Source organism: Variovorax sp. CF313 (assembly GCF_000282635.1).
Taxonomy (GTDB): Bacteria; Pseudomonadota; Gammaproteobacteria; order Burkholderiales; family Burkholderiaceae_C; genus Variovorax.
On the sequence record NZ_AKIW01000001.1, the window covers coordinates 20,443 to 40,900 of the forward strand.

The 20,458-nt window shown below is 67.9% G+C and carries 19 protein-coding genes; 8 read left to right on the plus strand and 11 right to left on the minus strand.

Going from position 1 to position 20,458, the window contains the following annotated elements; all coding sequences use genetic code 11:
• The first annotated feature begins 59 nt into the window (after positions 1-59).
• Positions 60-536 (plus strand): VOC family protein, encoded by a 477-nt coding sequence (locus tag PMI12_RS00090; RefSeq protein ID WP_007827643.1) that lies wholly within the window; start codon positions 60-62, stop codon positions 534-536.
• A 17-nt stretch (positions 537-553) separates the two neighbouring features.
• Here PMI12_RS00090 and PMI12_RS00095 read toward each other — a convergent pair whose 3' ends face one another.
• The 4 genes from PMI12_RS00095 to PMI12_RS00110 are packed head-to-tail and all read right to left on the minus strand — an operon-like array spanning position 554 to position 3,606.
• Complete coding sequence (locus PMI12_RS00095; RefSeq protein ID WP_007827652.1) at positions 554-1,969, minus strand: MATE family efflux transporter; 1,416 nt, start codon at positions 1,967-1,969, stop codon at positions 554-556.
• Complete coding sequence (locus PMI12_RS00100) at positions 1,966-2,541, minus strand: DUF2239 family protein (RefSeq protein WP_007827654.1); 576 nt, start codon at positions 2,539-2,541, stop codon at positions 1,966-1,968. The genes PMI12_RS00095 and PMI12_RS00100 overlap by 4 nt, the downstream gene beginning before the upstream one ends.
• Positions 2,542-2,596: 55 nt before the next feature.
• Positions 2,597-3,103: a GIY-YIG nuclease family protein gene (locus PMI12_RS00105; protein WP_237726020.1), complete on the minus strand. Its 507-nt coding sequence runs from the start codon at positions 3,101-3,103 to the stop codon at positions 2,597-2,599.
• Complete coding sequence (locus tag PMI12_RS00110; RefSeq protein WP_007827663.1) at positions 3,100-3,606, minus strand: hypothetical protein; 507 nt, start codon at positions 3,604-3,606, stop codon at positions 3,100-3,102. The genes PMI12_RS00105 and PMI12_RS00110 overlap by 4 nt, the downstream gene beginning before the upstream one ends.
• A gap of 514 nt (positions 3,607-4,120) precedes the next feature.
• Here PMI12_RS00110 and PMI12_RS00115 point away from each other — a divergent pair.
• The 4 genes from PMI12_RS00115 (at position 4,121) to PMI12_RS00130 (ending at position 9,455) form a co-directional block, all read left to right on the plus strand.
• The gene (locus PMI12_RS00115; protein ID WP_007827664.1) at positions 4,121-4,915 is read left to right on the plus strand and encodes a LuxR C-terminal-related transcriptional regulator; all 795 of its coding nucleotides are present in this window, start codon (positions 4,121-4,123) and stop codon (positions 4,913-4,915) included.
• Positions 4,916-4,923: 8 nt separating this feature from the next.
• The gene (locus PMI12_RS00120) at positions 4,924-5,892 is read left to right on the plus strand and encodes a sensor histidine kinase (RefSeq protein ID WP_007827665.1); all 969 of its coding nucleotides are present in this window, start codon (positions 4,924-4,926) and stop codon (positions 5,890-5,892) included.
• A 79-nt stretch (positions 5,893-5,971) separates the two neighbouring features.
• A complete protein-coding gene (locus tag PMI12_RS00125) occupies positions 5,972-8,347 on the plus strand; it encodes a Tex family protein (protein WP_007827667.1) in 2,376 nt (791 codons plus the stop codon).
• A 34-nt stretch (positions 8,348-8,381) separates the two neighbouring features.
• Entirely contained in the window at positions 8,382-9,455 is a 1,074-nt protein-coding gene (locus PMI12_RS00130) for a patatin-like phospholipase family protein (RefSeq protein WP_007827670.1), read from the plus strand.
• Here PMI12_RS00130 and PMI12_RS00135 read toward each other — a convergent pair.
• The 5 genes from PMI12_RS00135 to PMI12_RS00155 are packed head-to-tail and all read right to left on the minus strand — an operon-like array spanning position 9,419 to position 15,901.
• A complete protein-coding gene (locus PMI12_RS00135) occupies positions 9,419-9,784 on the minus strand; it encodes a hypothetical protein (RefSeq protein ID WP_007827672.1) in 366 nt (121 codons plus the stop codon). The genes PMI12_RS00130 and PMI12_RS00135 overlap by 37 nt on opposite strands.
• A complete protein-coding gene (locus PMI12_RS00140) occupies positions 9,784-10,164 on the minus strand; it encodes a RidA family protein (RefSeq protein WP_007827674.1) in 381 nt (126 codons plus the stop codon). The genes PMI12_RS00135 and PMI12_RS00140 overlap by 1 nt, the downstream gene beginning before the upstream one ends.
• Complete coding sequence (locus PMI12_RS00145) at positions 10,161-11,666, minus strand: efflux transporter outer membrane subunit (RefSeq protein ID WP_007827676.1); 1,506 nt, start codon at positions 11,664-11,666, stop codon at positions 10,161-10,163. The genes PMI12_RS00140 and PMI12_RS00145 overlap by 4 nt, the downstream gene beginning before the upstream one ends.
• A 16-nt stretch (positions 11,667-11,682) precedes the next feature.
• Positions 11,683-14,778 carry an efflux RND transporter permease subunit gene (locus tag PMI12_RS00150; protein ID WP_007827678.1) on the minus strand — a complete coding sequence of 1,032 codons (3,096 nt, stop codon included), beginning with the start codon at positions 14,776-14,778 and terminating at the stop codon, positions 11,683-11,685.
• Positions 14,771-15,901: an efflux RND transporter periplasmic adaptor subunit gene (locus PMI12_RS00155; protein WP_237726021.1), complete on the minus strand. Its 1,131-nt coding sequence runs from the start codon at positions 15,899-15,901 to the stop codon at positions 14,771-14,773. The genes PMI12_RS00150 and PMI12_RS00155 overlap by 8 nt, the downstream gene beginning before the upstream one ends.
• A gap of 209 nt (positions 15,902-16,110) precedes the next feature.
• On the opposite strand from PMI12_RS00155, the gene PMI12_RS00160 reads away from it, so the two are divergent.
• The 3 genes from PMI12_RS00160 (at position 16,111) to PMI12_RS00170 (ending at position 19,288) form a co-directional block, all read left to right on the plus strand.
• The gene (locus PMI12_RS00160) at positions 16,111-16,815 is read left to right on the plus strand and encodes a response regulator transcription factor (protein WP_042672540.1); all 705 of its coding nucleotides are present in this window, start codon (positions 16,111-16,113) and stop codon (positions 16,813-16,815) included.
• Entirely contained in the window at positions 16,808-18,229 is a 1,422-nt protein-coding gene (locus tag PMI12_RS00165; protein WP_007827684.1) for a sensor histidine kinase, read from the plus strand. Before PMI12_RS00160 ends, PMI12_RS00165 begins: the two co-directional genes overlap by 8 nt.
• 78 nt (positions 18,230-18,307) lie before the next feature.
• Positions 18,308-19,288 carry a tripartite tricarboxylate transporter substrate binding protein gene (locus PMI12_RS00170; protein WP_007827686.1) on the plus strand — a complete coding sequence of 327 codons (981 nt, stop codon included), beginning with the start codon at positions 18,308-18,310 and terminating at the stop codon, positions 19,286-19,288.
• Positions 19,289-19,305: 17 nt separating this feature from the next.
• Here PMI12_RS00170 and PMI12_RS00175 read toward each other — a convergent pair whose 3' ends face one another.
• Positions 19,306-19,692: a DUF4150 domain-containing protein gene (locus tag PMI12_RS00175; protein WP_007827688.1), complete on the minus strand. Its 387-nt coding sequence runs from the start codon at positions 19,690-19,692 to the stop codon at positions 19,306-19,308.
• A gap of 23 nt (positions 19,693-19,715) precedes the next feature.
• The gene (locus tag PMI12_RS00180) at positions 19,716-20,456 is read right to left on the minus strand and encodes a DUF3540 domain-containing protein (RefSeq protein WP_193386523.1); all 741 of its coding nucleotides are present in this window, start codon (positions 20,454-20,456) and stop codon (positions 19,716-19,718) included.
• Positions 20,457-20,458 lie beyond the last annotated feature (2 nt).

The following is a 20,458-nucleotide window of genomic DNA, read 5'->3' on the forward strand; positions in this document are numbered from 1 at the left end:
GCCCTCCTGCCGATTTGATACTGAACTCTCTGGTTCATCATTCAAGCGAAGGAGATCCCATGCAAAAGATCGTTCCCTGCCTCTGGTTCGATGGCAACGGCGAAGACGCGCTGAATTTCTACACCGCGATCTTTCCGAACTCGCACGTGACCGACAAGCTGCTCTGGGGCGACGTCAACCCCGCCAAGAAGGGCTCGGTGCTCACCGCAACCTTCGAACTCGAAGGGCAGGAGTTCATGGTGCTCAACGGAGGGCCGGAGTACAAGTTCACCCCCGCCATCTCGATGCTCGTGAAATGCGAGACCCAGGCGGAGGTCGACTACTACTGGGAGAAGCTGCTCGAAGGCGGCGGCCAGCCGGTGCAGTGTGGCTGGCTCACCGACCGCTACGGCGTGTCCTGGCAGGTCGCGCCCATGCCGATGATCCGCATGTTCCAGGACAAGGACCCGGCCAAGGCGGCCCGCGCAATGCAGGCGATGATGAAGATGGTCAAGCTCGACATCGCCACGGTGCAGAGGGCCTTCGACGGGGAGTGATCCGCCACCGGCGGCGGCTATACCAGCCGGCGGATTCCCTTCTTGCGCCACACCAGCTGGTAGTACGCGGTCTGCAGCAGCAGCATCGCGCCGAAGGTCACCGGGTAGGCGATCCAGATGCCGTTCAGGCCGATGCGATGGCTCATGAGCCAGGCCACCGGCACTTCTATTCCGAGGATGCAGAGGATGGAGATCAACGTAGGCACCAGCACCGAGCCGCTGGCGCGCATGATCCCCGACAGCGCCGCGGCCATGCCGAAGATCACCAGGCTCCACAGCATGATGTGCAGCAGCGTCTGTGCGATCTCGAGCACCGGCGCGCTGGTGATGAAGAAGGCCATCAGGTGGCGCGAGAACAGGTAGCCCAGCAGCACGAGGCCGCCGGTCAGCACGAGATTCATCAGCAGCGCCGTCTTGGCGATGGCGCCGAGCCGGTCGGCACGGCCCGCGCCGATGGCCTGCGCGCCGAGGATCGACGCGGCGATGGCGATCGAGATGGCCGGGAACTGCACGTACGCCACCACCTGGTTCACCGCGCCGTAGGCCGCTGTGGCGCTCGAGCCGTAGCTGTTGACCATCGACAGCAGCACCACCTCGGCCAGAGCGACCACGATCATCTGCACGCCCGTGGGTACGCCGATCTTCAGCACCGCCTTCAGCAGGTGCGGCTGGATGCGCAGGTTGCGCACGAATGCTGCGTCGGGCGCGAGCGGGCTCTTGCGGCTGTGCAGCCGGAAGCCGAGCCAGGTGGTCGCCACCGCGAAGGACAGCACCGAGGCCCACGCACCGCTGGCCACGCCAAGCTGCGGCAGGCCGCCCCAGCCGCGGATGAGCGCGGGCGTGACCACCAGCCCGATCAGCGTCGAGATCACCAGCGTGAGCAGCGGCGTGACGGTGTCGCCCACGCCGCGCAGCATGGCCGTGGCGAGCAGGAACACGAACACGCCCGGCATCGCGATCAGCATGATGCGGGCGTAGCGCGTGGAGTCGGCCAGCACATCGGGCGGCGTGCCCAGTGCGGCCAGCATCGGCGTGGTGAAGGCGCCGCCGAACACTGCGATCACCAGGCCCATGAGCACGCCCACCGTGAGCGTGGTGCCGGCCACGGCCTTGGCCTTGGCCACGTCGCGCGCGCCCCAGGCCTGGCCAATGAGCACCGAGGCGCCCGCGCCCAGGCCGATGATGAAGGCGATGAAGAAGAACATCACCGGGAAGAAGCTCGACACGGCGGCCAGCGCGCCCACGCCGAGCATCTGCCCCACGTAGACGTTGTTGAGCGTGCCCGAGAGCGATTGCAGGATGTTACTGAGCAGCATCGGCGCGAGGAAGAAAAGAAAGACCTTCCACAACGGACGCGTTGCGCCCACGGGCGCCACGGGCACGCCCTGAAGGCCGCTGCGGCCGGTTGCGGAAGTCTCGGGGGTTGCTCTCATGCGGGAGTGCTCCAGCCGGCGGCTGACAATTTTTGAAGATGGGAGCGCAGGTCCACGGGCCAGGCGTCGATGAGTCCTTCGAAGCGATTGCGCTCGCCGGCGAACAGCGCGCGCGTGGCTTCCTCGAAGCCGGGCAGGGCGCCGGCAATCGCGGTCATGAAGCGATAGGTGGCCTCGCGCGAAGCGCGCACGGCGTCGCGGTCGGCGTTGACGCGGCTCGCCTCCTGCACCAGGCGGCGCAGCGCGACCGATGCGCCGCCGGGCTGGCGGTTGAGCCAGTCCCAATGGCGTGGAAGCAGGGTGACTTCGCGCGCGACCACGCCCAGCTTCGGGCGGCCTACGCCGCGGGGCGCGTCTTCATGGGTCTCTGCACCGGCGGCGTGCGGCACGAGGCCGGCCCGGTTGTGCACGTCGAAGTCGAGCGGCTCGCCGGTCTGCTCGTTGAACACGAGGTAGGGCGTGTCGTCCTTGCGCTCGCGCAACTGCGCGAGCACGTCGGCGGTGCTTCCCTGGGCAATGCACTTGAAACCGGCGAAAACGATCAGGTTGGTGGGTGGCGTGTCGGAGGGCATTGTTCTTTCTTCCGGTCCGTTCGAAACGAGGTGCGTAATCTACCCGTTGAACGGCTCAGGCGTTTGGTGTGTCGTCGAGGCAAAGCGCAAGAAGCGCGGCGTTGATTTGCGGCAGGCTTTTTTCGGCCGCCGGGGCGGATGGCGTGTTGTAGCCCTTGTCGCCGTCGCATTGGAGTTCTTCGCGCCAGAGCGCAAGGAGTTTCTCGAGTTCCTCCGCGCGGTCGAAGGCCGGGTCTTCGCTTTCCTTGACCCGGTCGATCACCTCGAAGGTGAACCGATCGGCGCCGTGCGCGATCCAGTCCCGCCCGAGCGCCTTGTTCCGGTGCGAGCGCATGTTCAGCTCGAAGCGGGCACGGTTCATGGCGCCTTCGACGTCGAGGCTGCCGGCCACATAGACCCGGCCTGTCAGCCCGTTGCGGATGACGAAGACGCCGGCCGGGCGCGCGGTTTCCTTGTATTGGCGGGAGATGGCTCGCCGGCTTTCTGGTGAGAGGTTCATGCTCCAAATATTACCCGGGTTAAATGCGCGTGGCAATATACCCGGGTAAAAATAACTGCTCAACCTTCTCTAAGCCGACGCCAGCCGCGCGAGATGCGCCGATTCAGCGCCCGCACCACGCGCCAGGGCCGACTCTGGCGAACGAGCGTGAGCACCTTGTCTTTCCATGCCTTCCATCGCGGATACCAACGGGCGAACCACGGAATGCGCATCAACGGCCCTTCGACCAACTGGAAGATCCGCGCGACGATGGCCGTGCCCACCAGCTTGGCCAGCACGAGCACGGTGAGGGCGCTGGCCGCGTGCCCGCGGCTGAAGAGAAAGAGCGCCAGTACCTTTACCGGCAGCAGCAGCACAACCGGCACGAAGAAAGCCAGCAATGCGCCCCAGGGCGGCAGGCGGCGCAGCCGTTCTTCGAGCGCTGCCCAGAAGGGCAGGCGGGACAGCCGCGCGGCGAGCGCGGCCAGTGGCTCCCAGCCCCACTCCTCGAAGAGCAGCACGGGAACGACGAGCACGATACCGATGGCGCGGAGCAGTGCGCGCAGTGCACGGGCGAATGAGGTCATCCGCGAAGGGTAAGGCAGCGCGTGCCCTCGGCCACGGGAACGCTCCGCCTGTTGCAAGGCCGTTGCCGGTTGTCGCGGCCATGCTGGTTACCTGGCCCTGCGTGGTCGCCGAACCGCTTGCCGTCGCGCCCGCCGATCCGAAGTCCCGCGAAGCTGACCGCGCCGCCCGCTCGATCACCGGACGATCCGGCCTTGGCTCGGGCAGCGGCGCGGTTTAGATGCTTTCGCCATGACCGGAGCGCAGTTTCCGGGTCGGGAAACCAGCCAAAGATGTCTCATGCTGGGTAGTGCAAGGCTATGACGAAAGTAGTGGTTTGCTCCCTCTCCGCTGGCATCGGAAGGCGTCCTTTCACGCGACGCCAACATGGAAATTACAACTTTCAGTTGACATCGAAAATCAATGGAAACAAGATGCAACCAAAGTAATCAAAAAAGCCGAAACTCGAAATCTGAATAGAAATGGATTAACTTTTCGACACGAACAAAGTGCATTAATTGTCACAAAGGGGCTGGAATGGAAAGCGATCTCGACATTTCGTTGACGGAAACAGGGAATGGGGCTAAGCACTATGCCAACCCCGGTCAGTTTGGCGGGCTGCTCGCGCCGTCCGCCGACACGCTCCCGTGGCCCGATTTTCTTACCGGGCAGCACACCAAACCCGTGCGCGTCCTGCTGGTGGACGACGACCCCTTCGTGCGTCGCGTCATCGCCCAGGAACTGCTGGGCGACCTGCGCATCCAGCTCGAGGGGCAGGCCGGCACGCTGCGCGAAGGGCGACGATTGCTGATGCAGCATGAGTTCGACGTGCTGATGGTCGACATCCGCCTCGGTGACGGGAGTGGATTCGAGCTCATCGAAGAGGCCAAGCGGCATCGCAGCGCGGCGGAGATCATTGTCATCTCGGCGCTCGAGGACGAACCCCAGGTGCTGCACGCCTTCGAGCTTGGCGCCTCCGGCTATCTGGTCAAGAACGCGTGGTTCCAGAGCTATGCCCAGGCCGTGCTGCAGGTGGTGAACGGCGGGGCCGCCATCACCCCCCGGCTGGCGCGGCGGCTGCTCGTGCACCTCGATCACAAGCGTTCCAACGTGAACCCGGTACGTCCACCTGAGAGCAAGGCGACGTTATCCACGCGCGAGCGCGAAGTGTTACGACTTGTGGCGACGGGCTACGTAACCGAAGAGATCGCGCTGCAGCTCACCATCAGCGCCCAGACGGTGAATGCGCATGTGAAAAACATCTACCGCAAGCTGCACGCCCATACCCGCGCGCAGGCCGTGAGCTTTGCCTCCCACCGGGGGCTCCTGTAGGCCATGCCATGCTCTCGCCGCAGGTCCTTCATTTACCGCACTTTCTGGAAGACCAGTTCGTGTGGTTGTCGATCGGCTCGTGGGGCGTGCTGTTGATGTGGCTGCGCTTGCGCATCTCGCGCAGGCGGTTGCTGATGTGGGCTGGCCTGGCGGCGGCGCTGCATCTGACCCCCGTGACCGCGCAGGTGATCCGGGCTGCATCGGCCGCCAACTTGATGGGGAATGACATGCCATTCACATTTTGGGCAATGCAGGCGCTGAACCTGGGGGTGCTTGCCACGGTCGTCGGCATCTGGCTCGTTTCCCGGCACCGCGCGGAAAGCCACGGACCCTCGCAGGAGGTGATGACCGAGCGGCGGCGCATCGCCCATGACCTGCACGACGGGGTCGGCTCGCGGCTGGTAGCGCTGCTGGCCAGCCAGGACCCCCGGTTCACCGGCCCAGGCAGCCTGTCGATGGCCCTGCAAACCTGCCTGCTCGAACTCCAGATGACGGTGGACGACCTCGACGACCAGACCTCCGCCACCGTCGTCGAGCGGCTGGCCCATCTGCGCTACCGGCTGCAGCCCGCATTCGACCGGCTGGGCATCGCGCTGGTATGGAACATCTCGAGCGAGACACAAACCCATTCGGTGCCGCCCGAAACCGCCATGCAGATCTGCCGGGTGGCGCAGGAAGCTCTGTCCAATGCGCTGCGGCACGCCCGTGCGACCCGCGTCGAACTGCGCTTCGGCATCCAGGCCCACCCGCAAGGGCTGGTGCTGGAGGTGCACGACGATGGCCGCGGCCTGGGGGCTGCCCGCAGTGCCTCTTCCGCCTCGATGGGCAAGGGCCTGCGCAGCATGCGCACGCGGGCCGACGCCATTGGCGGCAAACTGACGCTGGCGAATATCGTGCCCCGTGGACTGTGTGTGCAACTGGTAGTTCCAAGCCGGGCGCAGGCCGGCACCCGGCCCGAAGCGGAAAGCATGCTGTAACGCGCCCCGCCGGACGGCCCCGGCCGGGCACCGTGCGCCTATGGCAAACTTCCGCGCTTTGCCAGGGACGCGCTCAAGCATGCAGAAAATCATTCGCCAGCTCGCCGCCGAGATCAAGGTCGGCGAGAACCAGGTGAAGGCCGCCGTCGAACTGCTCGACGGGGGCGCCACGGTTCCATTCATCGCCCGCTACCGCAAGGAGGTCACAGACGGCCTCGACGACGTGCAGCTGCGAGAGCTGGAAGCTCGCCTTTCCTACCTGCGCGAACTTGAAGACCGCCGCGGCGCCGTGCTCAAGGCCATCGACGAGCAGGGCAAGCTGACCCCCGAACTGCGCGCCGCGATCGAATTCGCACCCACCAAGCAGGAGCTCGAAGACCTGTACCTGCCGTTCAAGCAGAAGCGCCGCACCAAGGGCCAGATCGCCCGCGAATTCGGCATCGAGCCGCTGGCCGACAAGCTGCTGGCCGACCCCATGCTGGACCCGGCCGTGGAAGCCAAGGCCTTCCTGCAGCCCGCCACCACGCTGGACGACGGCAAGCCGGGCCCCGATTTCTCCACAGTGCCGCTCGTGCTCGACGGCGTGCGCGACATTCTTTCCGAGCGCTGGGCCGAAGACGCTGCTCTGGTCCAGGGCCTGCGCGAATGGCTCTGGAACGAAGGCCTGCTCAAGTCCAGCCTGATGGCCGGCAAGGACGAGAACAACGCCGACGTCGCCAAGTTCCGCGACTATTTCGAGTACGACGAGCCCATTGGCCGTGTGCCATCGCACCGCGCGCTGGCCGTCTTCCGCGGCCGCGCGCTCGACATCCTCGATGCAAAGCTGGTGCTGCCGGTCGAGCCCGAACCGGGCAAGCCGAGCATCGCCGAAGGCCGCATCGCCTTGCACCTGGGCTGGAGCCATGCGGGCCGCCCGTCGGACGACCTGCTGCGCAAGTGCGTGGCCTGGACCTGGCGCGTGAAGCTGGCGCTGTCGACCGAGCGTGACCTGTTTACCCGCCTGCGCGAAGACGCGGAGAAGGTCGCCATCAAGGTGTTTGCCGACAACCTGCGCGACCTGCTGCTGGCTGCGCCGGCCGGACCGCGTGTCGTGATGGGCCTCGACCCTGGCATCCGCACCGGCGTGAAGGTGGCCGTGGTCGATTCCACCGGCAAGCTGGTCGAGACCGCCACCGTGTTCCCGCACGAGCCGCGCAAGGACTGGGAAGGCTCGCTGCACACGCTGGGCAAGCTGTGCGCCAAGCACGGCGTGAACCTGATCGCCATCGGCAATGGCACCGCCAGCCGCGAAACCGACAAGCTGGCCGCCGACCTCATCAAGCTGCTCGCCAAGATGGCCGCGCAGGCCGGCGCGCCGGAAATCAAGGTCGAGAAGGTCGTGGTGAGCGAGGCGGGCGCTTCGGTGTACTCCGCCAGTGAATTCGCCTCGCAGGAAATGCCCGATGTCGACGTGAGCCTGCGCGGCGCAGCCTCCATCGCGCGACGTTTGCAAGACCCGCTGGCTGAACTCGTGAAGATCGATCCCAAGAGCATCGGCGTGGGCCAGTACCAGCACGACGTGAACCAGAGCGAACTCGCACGCACGCTGCAGGCCGTGGTCGAAGACTGCGTGAACTCGGTGGGCGTGGATCTGAACACGGCCAGCGTGCCGCTGCTGTCGCGCGTTTCGGGCCTGTCGGGCAGCGTGGCCAAGGCCGTGGTGCGCTGGCGCGAGGCCAATGGTGCGTTCTCCACCCGCAAGCAACTGCTCGACGTGACCGGCTTCGGCCCCAAGGCCTTCGAGCAGAGCGCGGGCTTCCTGCGCATCCGCGGCGGCACCGACCCGCTGGACATCACCGGCGTGCACCCGGAAACCTATCCATTGGTCGAGCAGATCATCGTGAAGACCGGCAAGCCGATTGCCGAGCTGATGGGCCGCGCCGACATGCTCAAGGCGCTCAAGCCCGAGCTGTTCGCCAACGAGAAATTCGGCGTCATCACGGTCAAGGACATCCTGGGCGAACTCGAGAAGCCGGGCCGCGACCCGCGCCCCGACTTCAAGGTGGCGCGTTTCAACGACGGCGTGGATGACATCTCGGACCTGGCCGAGGGCATGATCCTCGAGGGCACCGTGAGCAACGTGGCCCAGTTCGGCGCCTTCGTCGACCTCGGCGTGCACCAGGACGGCCTGGTCCACGTGAGCCAGCTGAGCCACAAGTTCGTGAACGACGCGCGCGAAGTCGTCAAGACCGGCGACATCGTCAAGGTCAAGGTGATGGAAGTGGACGTGGCGCGCAAGCGCATCGGCCTGTCGATGAAGCTCGATGCAGCGCCCGCGCGCCGTGACGGCCCGCGCGACAACCGTTTCGAAGGGGCAGGGCGCGGCCAGCAGCAGCAAGGCCGGCGCGACAACTCGCCGCAGCCGGCGGGGCAGATGGCGAGCGCGTTTGCCAAGCTGCAGGGGTTGCGCAAGTAGTCGGCAACGCACGGTTCTTGCGGAAGCATCCGGCATGAAAGCCCTGCGCATCTACGCCGGCCCCGCGGCCCGCAAGCACATCGAACGGCACGGCCTGCGCTCGCAGGACGTGCGCACCATCCCCGGCGCGGCAGGCGGTCCCAAGGGGCTGATCCTCGGGCCGCTCGACCGCTTCATCTTCGGGCGCTGGCTCACGCAGTCGAGCCAGCAGGTGCATCTGGTGGGCGCCTCCATCGGCGCGTGGCGGCTGTCGACGGCCTGCCTGGCCGACCCTGACACAGCTTTCGAACGCTTCGAGCACGACTACGTGCACCAGCAGTTCGAGGTGCCGCCGGGACAGAAGCGGCTCAGCCCGCGCCAGCTCAGCGACAAGTTCGCCCAGAGCCTCGAAGACTTCTATGGCGGGCGCATCGGCGAGGTGCTGAACCATCCGCGTTACCGCCTGCACGTGGTGACTTCGCGCGGGCGCCACATCCTCGGGCGCGAGGGCAGGGCGCGCACTCCCGTCGGCTACCTGGGCGCCTTCGCGACCAACAGCCTGCACCGCAGGAGCCTGGGCGCGTGGCTGGAGCGCTGCGTGTTTTCCACGCCCGGCGCCTCCTTGCCCTTCGGTACGCGCGACTTCCGCACGCGCCAGCATGCACTGAGCGAGGCCAACTTCAACATGGTGCTGCAGGCCTCGTGCTCCATTCCGTTCCTGCTGGCTGCGGTGCACGACATTCCCGGCGCGCCGCGCGGCGCCTACTGGGACGGCGGCATCACCGACTACCACCTGCACCTGGACTACCAGCCGGCCGACGACGGCATCGTGCTCTACCCGCACTTCCAGCAGGCGGTGGTGCCGGGCTGGCTCGACAAGGGGCTGCGCTGGCGCCACAAGGCCAGCGGCTTCCTCGACCGCATGGTGCTGCTCGCGCCCGACCCCGATTGGGTGCGCTCGCTGCCCAACGGCAAGCTCCCCGACCGCAAGGACTTCATCCACTTCGCGAACGACGCGCAGGCACGCATCGCCGCGTGGGGCCGTGCCACGCGCGAAGCGCGGCGGCTGTCCGACGAGTTCGAGGGCTGGCTTCAGCGCGACGGCGTGCCCGAGCTGCTGCCGCTCTGACCCACCGGCGCCAGCAGTGCCAAGGGTGCCGCGCAGTCGAGGATGTTCACTTCCACCGCATCGCCGACCTTGAGTTCGGCGCCTTGAGGCCATCGCCCCGTGCCTACCGAGCGCGTGTGCACGCCGCCGTAGCGGTAGCGCACGACGGCGTAGGGTGTCGCGGCACCGCCGTCTGCACCGCAATCGCGATCGGCAGTGGCTGCCAGATCGCTCGTGCGCCCGACGCTGACGACCTGCGCGGCCCGCCAGCCGGCGGAACGGTCGAAGGAATGCGCATCGAAGGCCGAGCAGCCGCCCAGCATCAGCCCCCAAAGAACGACCGTGCGCATCACGGCGTCGGCCCCATCGCGGTGATGGCCGCCGTGGCCTGGATCTCGACGCGGTACTCGGAGTCGATCAGCTTCGCCCCCACCGTGGCGCGCGCCGGCGTGTGGCCGGCGGGCACCCATTCGTCCCACACCGAGTTCATCGCGGCGTAGTCGCCCACGGTGCGCAGGTAGATCGTCACGCTCACCAGGTCCTGCTTGGTCGCTCCCTGCGTGGCGAGCAGGCGATCAATGTGGCGCAGGATCTCGCGCATCTGCCCGGTGATGTCGAGCGAAGGGTTCTCGGCCACCTGGCCGGAGAGGTACAGCAGGCGCGCAGCGCCCAGGTCGACGGTCACCATCTCGCTGAAGCGGGGGCCCATGTCGTGGCGGATGATGTTCATGGCGATGCGGTGGAAATGGAAGAAGACGAGACGATGGCAGGTTGTGGCGCATTCCACCAGCCGCCGCCGAGCGCCTGGAAGAGGGCGGTGGCATCGGTCAGCCGCAGCGCACGGGCCTGTACGAGATTCAGCAGTGCTTGCTGCTGGGCCTGCTGGGCAATGCGCAGCGAGAGCGCGCTGGCATCGCCCAGCCGCACCTGCGCCTGCGTGCGCGCCAGGCTCTGCGAAGCCGTGCGCTCGGCCTTCACCGCCGCCTGCAGCGCGCGGGTGTCGGCATCGATGGCTTCCAGCGTATTGGCCACGTCCTGGAAGGCGGCGAGCACCGTCGCGCGGTACTGCGCGGCTGCCTGGTCGAAGGAGGCGCGCGCGGCTGCCTCGCGGTGCTTGAGCGCGCCGCCGTCGAAGATGGGCTGCGTCACGCTCGCGGCCACCGTCCAGAAGAGCGATGACGACTTGAACAGGTCCGCCAGCCGGTAGGCCGAGGAGCCGTACGAGTTCACGCCAAGCGTCACGTTCGGCAGCCGCGCCGCGACCGCCACGCCGATGGCGGCGCTGGCTGCCTGCAGCTGTGCTTCGGCAGCACGCACGTCGGGGCGGTGCTCGACCAGACTGGAAGGAAGGGTCAGCGGCAGTTCCGTCGGCAGCTGCAGCGCATCCAGATCGAACCGCGCCTCCACGCCCTGGCTCGGGAAGCGGCCCGCCAGCGTGGCCAACAGGTTGCGCTGCTGCGCCAGTTGCCGGTCCAGCGGCGGCAGCGTGGCCTCGGTGGCGGCCAGCGCGGCTTCCTGCGCGTCGACGTCGGCTGGCGCCACCTGGCCCAGCGCCAGCTGCTTGCGGTAGGCCTGGAGCACTTCCTTCTGGCCCGCGATGATCTTCAGCGTGGCGGCCTGCTGCGCGCGCAGCGAGGCCTCGGTGATCGCGGCGGTCACCACGTTGCTGCTGAGCGTGAGCTTTGCGGCAACGCCCTGGAACTGCTGCAGCTCGGTATTGGCCTGCGCGCCTTCCACCTGCCTGCGGGTGGCACCGAACACGTCGGGCGTGTACGACACCGTCACCTGCGCCGTGTGCAGCGTGTACAGGCTCGCGTTGGACGACACCGGGCTCGCCACCGCGCTGGCCACGCGCTGCCGCGTCGGCGAATAGCCCAGCGCCACGCTGGGCCAGAAGGCGGCGCGGTCGGCGGCTTCGTTCTCCTGCGCCGCGCGAAGGGCGGCGTCGGCCGCCTCGATGGTCGGGTTGCCGGCAAGGCTCTGCGTGACCAGCGCGTTCAGCGGCTCGCTGCGGAAGGCCTGCCACCACTGGGCCGGCACGTCGAGATCGGGCGACAGGCGCGCCAGCGGCACGCCTTCGGCTTCCTTGCTTACAGGTGGCGCGGGCGTGTACTGCTGAGGCAGATTCAACTGCGGGCGGGCGTAGTCGGGGCCGACCGCGCAGCCGGCCAGCAGCATCGCCGCGATGCCGGCCGCCACGGGCGTCGCCAGGTTTGTCTTCTTTGTCGTCATTGCTTGTTCTGCTTTCCTAGCGGTCGCGCCGCGAGCGCGTGCCCCAGCCCTTGCGTTCGAACACGCGTTCCATCGCGAAGTACAGCGTGGGCAGGATGAAGAGCGTCAGCAGCGTCGACACCACCAGCCCGCCGACCACCACCGTGGCCAGCCCGCGCTGCACGTCGGTGCCCACGCCAGTGGCCAACGCCGCCGGCAGCATGCCCACCGATGCCACCGTGGCCGTCATCAGCACCGGCCGCAGCCGCTCGGTCGCGCCTTCGAGCACCGAGGCCTGCAGCTCCAGACCTTCGCCGCGCACGCGGCGGAAGTTCGCGACCATGATGATCCCGTTCTGTATCGAGACACCGAAGAGCGCGATGAAGCCCACGGCCGTTGCCACGTTGAGCGTTTCACCCGCCACGTGCACCGCGATCAGCCCGCCCAGCGTGGCCATAGGCACCACGCCGAGGATCAGCGCCACCTGCCGGATCTTCCCGAACTGGAAGAACAGCAGCACCGCCATGATGCTCACCACGATGGCCAGCGACACGCTCAGCCGGGCCTGCGCGCGCTGCTGGTTCTCGAACTGGCCGGCCCATTGCAGGCGGAACTTCGTGGGGTCGAACTTCACTTCCTTCGCGATGCGATCGCGCGCCTCGTCGAGGTAGGAGGCGAGGTCGCGGTCGCGGTTGTCCACGCGCACCGTGATCTGGCGCTCGTTCATCTCGTGCGAGATCGTGCTTTCGCCGGTCTGCAGGCGGATGTCGGCCACCTGCGCGAGCGGCACCTTGGCCCCGCTGGAGCTGTTGAGCAGCAGCGAACCGATGGCCTCGGTATTGCCCTTGGCGCTCCTGGGCATCTTCACCGACACGTTGTAGGTGCGGTTGCCCGAGTACACGGTGATGACAGGCGCGCCGCCGATGCCGGTCTGGATCAGGCTGGCCACGTCGTTCGCGTTCACGCCGAAGCGCGCCGCCGCCTCGCGGTTGAGCTGGATCACCACCTGCGGAATCGGCGGCTCCTGGAACAGCGACGCCGAGGCGGTGCCGCGCACCGTTTCGAGCAGGTCGACGATCTGGTTGCCGATGCGCCGGCTTTCCTTCAGGTCGTCGCCGTAGATGCGCAGCACCAGCGGGCTGTGCGCGCCGCCCACGGCGTCGTTCACGCCGTCGATGATGGGCTGGCTGATGCCCACGTCGAAGCCCGGCATGCGCGCGAAGCGCTCGGTCAGGGTGCGCACGAAGTCGGCCTTCTTCACCCCGGCCGGCCACTCGCCATAAGGCTTGAGACCCACCGGCACCTCCATGTGCGAGGGCGTCCACGGGTCGGTGCCATCGTCGTTGCGGCCCAGCTGCGTCACCACGTACGAGACCTCGGGGTATTCGAGCAGCACGTGCCGCAGCTCGGTCGCCATCTCGCTGGCCTTGTCCAGCGACAGGCCCGAGGGCAACTGCACCTGCAGCCACAACGCCCCTTCGTCGATGTCGGGCAAAAATTCGCGCCCGGCCGTGGCGCCCAGCACCACCACCGCGGCCAGCGCCGCCACGCTCAGCCCGTAGGCGATGGCCGGCACCTCCAGCAGCCGCGCCAGCACCCGCCGGTACGCACCGGTGAGCCACACCAGCGGCTTGTTGACGAAGGGCTTGCTCGGCTTGCGCAGCGCCACGTAGGCCAGGCTCGGAATGAGCGTGAGCGCGCAGAGCAGGGCACCCACCAGCGCGTAGCCGACCGTGAAGGCCATCGGCTTGAACAGCTTGCCCTCGGCCCGCTCGAAGGCGAACAGCGGGAAGTAGGCCGTGATGATGATCAGCGTCGCGAAGAAGATCGGCCCCGACACGTGGCTCACCGTCTCGAGGATGTTGCCCTCGGTGAGCGTGGCGTGCGGTTCTTCTTCCCGGCGCCGCAGGATGGCCTCCATCACCACGATGGCGCCGTCCACGATGATGCCGAAGTCGATCGCGCCCAGCGAGAACAGGTTGGCCGGCATGCGGGTGAAGTGCATCACGATGAACACCGTCACCAGCGACATCGGAATGGCCACGGCAGCCACCACCGCGCTGCGCGGGCTGCCCAGGAAAAGAATGAGCACGAAGCACACCAGCGCCATGCCTTCGAGCACCGTGTGCGTCACCTTGTCGACGGTGAGCTTCACCAGGTCGTCGCGGTCGATGTAGGGCACGATCTTCACGCCCATGGGCGCGAGCTCGGCCTGCAGCTCGTCGATCTTCTTGTGCACACCCTCCAGCACGCGCGAGGGGTTCTCGTACTTGAGCATCAGCACGATGCCCTCGATGGTGTCCGGGTTGGTGTCCTTGCCCAGGATGCCGCCGCGCTCCTGGTGGTCGAACTGCAGCCGCCCCAGGTCGCGTACCTGCACCGGCGAGCCGTTGCTCTGCGCCACCACCACCGTGCCCAGGTCGTCCAGCGTGCGGATCTGGCCGATGCCGCGCACCACGTAGCTCTGGTCGCCGCGCGCGATGCGCCCGCCGCCGGCGTTGGCGCTGTTGTTGTTGATGGCCGTGACCACGTCGTTGAGCACCAGCCCGTACTTCTGCAGGCGCGCCGGGTCGAGCTCCAGCTGGAACTCGCGGGTGAAGCCGCCGAAGTTGTTGATGTCGACCACGCCCGCCACCTGCTTGAGCGCGGGAATCACCTTCCAGCGCTGCAGCTCCGACAGTTCCATCAGGTTCCTGGTGTCCGACTCCAGCGTGTAGCGGTAGATCTCGCCGGCCGGCCCCGCCACCGGCCCAAGGCCGGGCTGCGCGCCCGAGGGCAGGCTGACCTGGCCGATGCGCTCGGTCACGCGCTGGCGCGCGAAGTAGTCGTCGGTGCCGTCCTTGAAGGTCAGCGTGATGAGCGACAGCCCGAAGGTGCTGCTCGAGCGGATTGAGGCCAGCCCCGGCGTGTTGCTCAGCGCGCGCTCCAGCGGCGTGGTGATCTGCTGCTCGATCTCCTCGGCGGCCAGGCCGTTGACCTGCGTGGTCACCTGCACGTTCACGTCGCCGAGGTCGGGGTAGGCCTCCACCGTCATCTGCGTCCACGACCACGCGCCGAAGAGCACCAGCGCCACCGACATCGCCCAGGCCAGGTGCCTGCGGCGGAAGAACTGGGTGATGATGAGGTTAATCATTCAGCAGCACACCACCGCGGACCACCACGCGCTCGCCGGCGGCCAGGCCGCTGCGGATGCGAACCTTGTCGCCGTCTTCCCGGCCCAGCTCCACCGTGCGGCGCACGAAGGTCCAGGGCTCGGCCTCGACGAAGACGCTCACGCTGTCGTTGTTCATCAGCAGCGCCGATGCCGGCACCTGCGGCTGCACGCCCTGCGGCACGCCCAGCACGGCCGTGGCGTACATGTTGGGCTTGAAGATGCCGTCGGGGTTGGCGAAGACGATGCGCGCGCGGGCGCGGCGCGTGTCCGCGTCGAGCACCGCGCTCACGAAGGCCACCTTGCCGGTGAAGCTGCGCCCCGGGTAGGCCGCCAGCGTGACCACCACGTTCTGCCCAGGCGCGACCGTGCCGACCACGCCCTCGGGCACGTTGACCGTGACCCAGACCGAATCCAGGTTCGACACCGTCATCAGAACCGCGTTGGCGTCGTTCAGGCTGGAGCCGGCGGCCGCGTTCAGCGCCGTGACCGTGCCGGACGTGGGCGCGACGATCTTCAGCACCTGGCCGGCCTGGGCGCCGCTCGCGTCCGCGCCCAGGCTGCGCAGGCGCGCCTCGCTGCGCTGGAGCTCGGCCTTCTGCTGGGCGACGCTGCTGCTGGCGGCTTCCACGTCCTTCGCGGCGTTGGAGCCGGCCTCGTTCACGCCGCGCGCCCGCACCAGCGCGCGCTGCGCGAGGTCGAGAGCGTCGCGGGCCTTCTGCGCATCGGCAAAGGCCTGCGCGAGGTCGGGCGAGCTCATCGTCGCGAGCACCTGGCCGCGCTTGACGGTGTCACCCAGGCGCACCTTCAGCTCGAGCAGCCTGCCGGTCAGCGGCGGGAGGATGTTGGCGGTATTGGCCGGGTTGGCTTCCACCGTGGCGGGCAGGCTCACCTCGTGCGGCAGCATGTCCTGGCCGACAGTGGCGACCAGCAGGCGATCGCGCAGCGGCGAGCCGGCGGGCACGCTCAGGCGATTGCCCTGGCGCACCAGCATCGGCGCGGGGGCGGCGGCCACGGTGGTGGCTGCATGGGCGGCGCCGTCGAAGGAGTCAACGCACAGGGCCGCGCAGGTCATCACGCCGAAGACGATGCGCGCGGGAGTCATTTGGTAGAGGGATTTCTTCTTCATCGCATGCGGATGTCGAGGGACAGGCGCGCCGTGCACGGGACGCCTTCCCATGCCCTCGATCCGCTCCCGTCTCCTGCCGGGGAGCGTAAGAAAAGGCGTCTGAAGAAGCTCCCAAGAAATCCTGAAGTTCTCTTAAGAATCGGCCCAGTGGCCGGCAGTCAGGAACACGCGGCATGATCCGCGCCATGAGAATTCTGCTGATCGAAGACGACCGCAAGGCCGCCCGGCTGCTGGCCCGGGGCCTGCAGGAAGAGGGCTTCGTGGTCGACGTGGTGCACACCGCGGAGGAGGGCGACGAGGAGGCTTTCGTCGTCGCCTACGACCTGATCGTGCTCGACTGGATGCTGCCCGGAAAGGACGGCCTCACCCTGTGCCGCGACCTGCGCCAGCGCGGCTGCAAGACGCCCGTGCTCATGCTCACCGCCCGCGACGCGCTCAGCGACCGCGTGGCCGGCCTCAACACCGGCGCCGACGACTACCTGACCAAGCCCTTCGCCTTCGACGAACTGCTGGCCCGCGTGCGCGCGCTGCTGCGCCGCTCCGAGCTCGTGCGCCCGATGGTGCTTTCGCTGGCCGACCTGAGCCTCGACCCGATGAGCCAGCGCGTGCTGCGCGGCGGCTCGGTGCTGGAGCTGACCCACAAGGAGTTCGCGATCCTGCAGATACTGCTGCGCCATGCCGGCGAGGTGGTCAGCCGCTCGCGCCTGGCCGAGCAGGTGTGGAAGGATGACCTGATCGCCATCGACAACCTGATCGACGTGCACATCAGCAACCTGCGCCGCAAGGTCGACGCGCCGCCGGCCGCGCCCCTGATCCAGACCGTGCGCGGGCGCGGCTTCAGGCTGGCGCTGGCGGACGACGGCAGCACCGGTGGCGTTGCGCATGCTTAGTTTCCGCAAGCGGCTGGCGCTCGCGCACGTCAGCGCGATCGTGGTGGTGATGGCGGTCGCCGCCTTCGGCTCGTACCTCGTGTTCTCGCGCAACGTGCACCGTGAGCTCGATGCTGCGCTGCTGGCACTGGCCGAGACCGAAATGGGCATGCTGCTGTCGGCCGGCGAGGGCGACACGGTCATCGTCCACGAAGCGCCGCCGGGCCCGGGCGCGCCGTCATTCGTGCGGCTCGACCGGCTGGTGCAGATCGTCGATGCCGACGGCCGCGTGCTCGCGCGCAGCAGCAACCTCGGCGAGGCGCAGCTGCCCATTCCGGCCGTGCTGCGCGAGCGGCTCGCGGCGGGCGAAACCGTGTTCGAAACGCTCGACGGCTACGGCGAGGAACCCACGCGCATGGTCTCGGTGCCCGTGCCGGGCCGTGCCTCGCTGCTGGCGGTGCAGGTGGCCGGCTCGCTGGACGACGTGAACCGCACCGTGGCCATGGCCAGCGTGCTGTTCATCATCCTCGGCGGAGCGCTGCTGCTGGCGTTGGGCGCAGCGGGCGCGCTCATCACCCGGCGTGCCTTCGGCGCCATCGACGACGTGGTGCGGCAGGCTCACCGCATCGGCGACGCGAACCTCGGCGAAAGGCTGCCGCACCCCGGCACGCGCGACGAGATCGGCCGGCTGGTGGACACGCTCAACGACATGCTGGCGCGCATCGAGCAGGGCATGGAAGCGCAGCGGCGCTTCACGTCGGATGCCTCGCACGAGCTGCGCTCGCCGCTGTCGCGCCTGCGCACCGAACTCGAACTGGCACTGCGCAGGCCGCGCGAACCGGCCGCGTATGTGGAAACGCTGCGCTCTTCGCTGGAGGAGGTCGAGTCGCTCACGCTGCTGGTCGAGGAACTGCTGGTGCTGGCCCGCCTCGACGCCGGCCAGGAGCGCGACGCGGTGGAAACGGTGTCGCTGAATCAGCTCGCCGAAGAGGCCCTGAGGCGGCTGGAACCACTGGCGCGCGAGCGGCGCCTTGCCCTGTCGCTGGCGCCCGCTTCGCCCGTGGCCGCGCGCTTCGCCCGTGGCGCGGCCAGCCTCGCGCTGGCCAACCTGCTGGACAACGCCCTGAAGTTCTCTCCGCCCGATACCACGGTGCGTGTGAGCCTGCGGGCGGACAACGAGGCGAACGAGGCCGTCATCAGCGTGGCCGACAGTGGCCCCGGCATACGCGGCGACGAAATGCCTCACCTCTTCGAGCGCTTCTACCGCGGCGCCACGGCGCGCTCGGACGAGAAGACACCGGGCCTCGGGCTAGGGCTGGCGCTCTCGCAGGCTGTGGTGCACGCGCATGGCGGGCGGATCGAGGCGGCGAACGAGAGCGGTGGCGGGGCGCGGTTCGACATGAGGTTGCCGCTGGCAGTGCCGGGCAAACCCTGACCGGATGGGTGGATGGCGCTTCGAGAATGGCCCGGTCCATTTCCCGAAGCAACGCAACGAAGAAGGGTCCCCTCCGCCATGCCCCAAACCACGCTGTCCCGCCGCCGGTTCACGATTGCCACCGCCGCAGCAAGCCTCGCTTTGCCGTCCTTCGCGCAGACCGCATGGCCCAACAAGCCGATCCGCGTGATCGTGCCCTACACGCCCGGCGGCTTCACCGACCAGATGGCGCGGCTGGTGCAGATCGGGCTGCAGACAAAGTTGGGGCAGCCGGTGCTCGTCGACAACAAGCCCGGCGCCAACAGCCTGATCGGCGTCGATGCGATCGCCAAGGCGGCACCCGACGGCACCACCTTCGGCGTCGTCATCGCGGCCTATGCGGCCAACACCACGCTGTACCCCAAGCTGCCGTATGACCCGCGCAAGGACCTGACCGGCGTTTCGCTGATGGGCGTGTCGCCGCTGCTGGCGGCCGTGAACGTCGATGCGCCTTTCAAGACGGCGCGCGAGCTCATCGACTATGCGCGCGCCAATCCGGGCAAGGTGAGCTTCGGCTCCTCGGGCAACGGCTCGGCTGCGCACCTGACCACCGAGCTGTGGAAGTCGCTGACGCAGACCTACATGATCCACATCCCGTACCGCGGAGCGGTGCCTGCGCTGACGGACCTGATGGGCGGGCAGATCCAGCTTTTCTTCGATGCGCCGACGGGCCTCATCAACCAGGCCAAGGCCGGCAAGGTTCGGCTGATCGGCGTGGCGGGCGACAAGCGGCTGGCGGCAGCGCCCGATGTGCCGACCTTCATCGAGCAGGGTTTCGCGGGCTTCACCGGCAGCACCTGGGCCGGCATGCTGGCGCCGGCGGGCACTCCGCGCGACATCGTCAAGCGCATGTCGGAAGAGGTGGCGCGCATCATCAGGAGCGACGACACGCGCGCCAAGCTGGATGCGATGGGCACCATTCCGGCGGGCAGCACGCCGGAGGAATTCGATGCTTTCATCACGGCTGAAACGGCGAAGTGGGGCAAGGTGATCCGCACGGCGGGGGTGAAGGCGGAGTAGCTCCGGAGGCCCCGGCCTCAAGCCGCCAGCACCAGCACCTTGCACTGGCTCGGCACGATCCGCATCCCGACGATGTTGCTGCGGTTCTGCACCGACAGGCTCGTCATGCGCGTGCAGGGCGAGCCCTTCAGCAGCACGGTGAACGCGCCCGTGATGTGTCGCGAAGGACCCATCACGGTCTGCGACACCACGCCCATCATCACGCCCGCGTTGTCGCCATTGGTGATCGGTGTGATCGTGGCAAGGTTGTGCGCCGGCGTGCCGCCGTAGAGGATGTTCCAGGCATTGGGAATGGCGGTCGGTCCCAGCGCGAAGTTGGGGTAGGGAACGGGCACGGCCGGCGGAGTCTTGCAGACATCGGGGAAGGCGAGGTCCATGCCCATCATCTGGGAGTTGGCAAACATGGCGGGGGCTCCTTTTCCGGGCATCAGCCCATGTGGATCTGCTCGGCGTCGATCTTGACCAGCTCCTTGCTGGTGACGAGCGTGTTCTTCGCATGCAGGCGCAAGGTGCTCGACGACTGGATATCGATCTGGCCCGCGCGCACCTGTTCGACTTCCTCGGTCAAGCGGAAGCTCGACCGGGTGAGCAGGTGAAGGCGGTCGAGCACCACCTCGCACGCGCGGCCCACGAAACGCGAGACCAGCGCGCTGAAGCGCACCTCGGCGCCCTGGTAGTCGAGCTCCGAGACCTTGCACAGGCCGCGCCCGGCCGTGAGGTTCCATTCGGGTGCGCGGGTGGCGACGGCGGTGTCCGATTGCAGATCGAGTGCGCCGGAGCTGCGCACGGCGATGCCGCCGTGCCTCGACGCCAGGGTCAGGTCGCCGTTCACCGCGAGCACCGCATGGCCCTGGTCGGCCTGTGCGACAACGGCGATCAGGTAAAGCTCGTCTTCGTCAGGGCCTGCGACCATGACGATGTCGCCCGGCGCGGGCACCAGCAGGCAGCTGGCGGCGCGGCGACAGGGCCGCGACCGGGTCTCTCCCGTCGGGACCACATCGTGGCTGTCGTCCGAATGGCTGGCCACCACCTTCGCCATGCAAATGCCCGGGGGCTGCGCGGCGGCCTGCCGCTTGGCGGGCGGCGCCTTGTGCAGCAGGGGGGCGAGTTCGCTTTCGCCGTGGACGTCTGCAGGGGGGGCGGTGGAATGGGAGCTTCGTGCGCTCATCG

What these genes read in the sequence shown, in the direction of transcription:
- PMI12_RS00130 (WP_007827670.1), top strand. Translation starts at nt 8,382, where the DNA reads ATGAAAGCCCTGCGCATCTACGCCGGCCCCGCGGCCCGCAAGCACATC.
- PMI12_RS00120 (WP_007827665.1), top strand. Translation starts at nt 4,924, where the DNA reads ATGCTCTCGCCGCAGGTCCTTCATTTACCGCACTTTCTGGAAGACCAG.
- PMI12_RS00145 (WP_007827676.1), bottom strand. Translation starts at nt 11,666, where the DNA reads ATGACGACAAAGAAGACAAACCTGGCGACGCCCGTGGCGGCCGGCATC.
- PMI12_RS00175 (WP_007827688.1), bottom strand. Translation starts at nt 19,692, where the DNA reads ATGTTTGCCAACTCCCAGATGATGGGCATGGACCTCGCCTTCCCCGAT.
- PMI12_RS00125 (WP_007827667.1), top strand. Translation starts at nt 5,972, where the DNA reads ATGCAGAAAATCATTCGCCAGCTCGCCGCCGAGATCAAGGTCGGCGAG.
- PMI12_RS00150 (WP_007827678.1), bottom strand. Translation starts at nt 14,778, where the DNA reads ATGATTAACCTCATCATCACCCAGTTCTTCCGCCGCAGGCACCTGGCC.
- PMI12_RS00140 (WP_007827674.1), bottom strand. Translation starts at nt 10,164, where the DNA reads ATGAACATCATCCGCCACGACATGGGCCCCCGCTTCAGCGAGATGGTG.
- PMI12_RS00090 (WP_007827643.1), top strand. Translation starts at nt 60, where the DNA reads ATGCAAAAGATCGTTCCCTGCCTCTGGTTCGATGGCAACGGCGAAGAC.
- PMI12_RS00135 (WP_007827672.1), bottom strand. Translation starts at nt 9,784, where the DNA reads ATGCGCACGGTCGTTCTTTGGGGGCTGATGCTGGGCGGCTGCTCGGCC.
- PMI12_RS00155 (WP_237726021.1), bottom strand. Translation starts at nt 15,901, where the DNA reads ATGACTCCCGCGCGCATCGTCTTCGGCGTGATGACCTGCGCGGCCCTG.
- PMI12_RS00100 (WP_007827654.1), bottom strand. Translation starts at nt 2,541, where the DNA reads ATGCCCTCCGACACGCCACCCACCAACCTGATCGTTTTCGCCGGTTTC.
- PMI12_RS00095 (WP_007827652.1), bottom strand. Translation starts at nt 1,969, where the DNA reads ATGAGAGCAACCCCCGAGACTTCCGCAACCGGCCGCAGCGGCCTTCAG.
- PMI12_RS00180 (WP_193386523.1), bottom strand. Translation starts at nt 20,456, where the DNA reads ATGAGCGCACGAAGCTCCCATTCCACCGCCCCCCCTGCAGACGTCCAC.
- PMI12_RS00170 (WP_007827686.1), top strand. Translation starts at nt 18,308, where the DNA reads ATGCCCCAAACCACGCTGTCCCGCCGCCGGTTCACGATTGCCACCGCC.
- PMI12_RS00110 (WP_007827663.1), bottom strand. Translation starts at nt 3,606, where the DNA reads ATGACCTCATTCGCCCGTGCACTGCGCGCACTGCTCCGCGCCATCGGT.
- PMI12_RS00165 (WP_007827684.1), top strand. Translation starts at nt 16,808, where the DNA reads ATGCTTAGTTTCCGCAAGCGGCTGGCGCTCGCGCACGTCAGCGCGATC.
- PMI12_RS00160 (WP_042672540.1), top strand. Translation starts at nt 16,111, where the DNA reads ATGAGAATTCTGCTGATCGAAGACGACCGCAAGGCCGCCCGGCTGCTG.
- PMI12_RS00115 (WP_007827664.1), top strand. Translation starts at nt 4,121, where the DNA reads ATGGAAAGCGATCTCGACATTTCGTTGACGGAAACAGGGAATGGGGCT.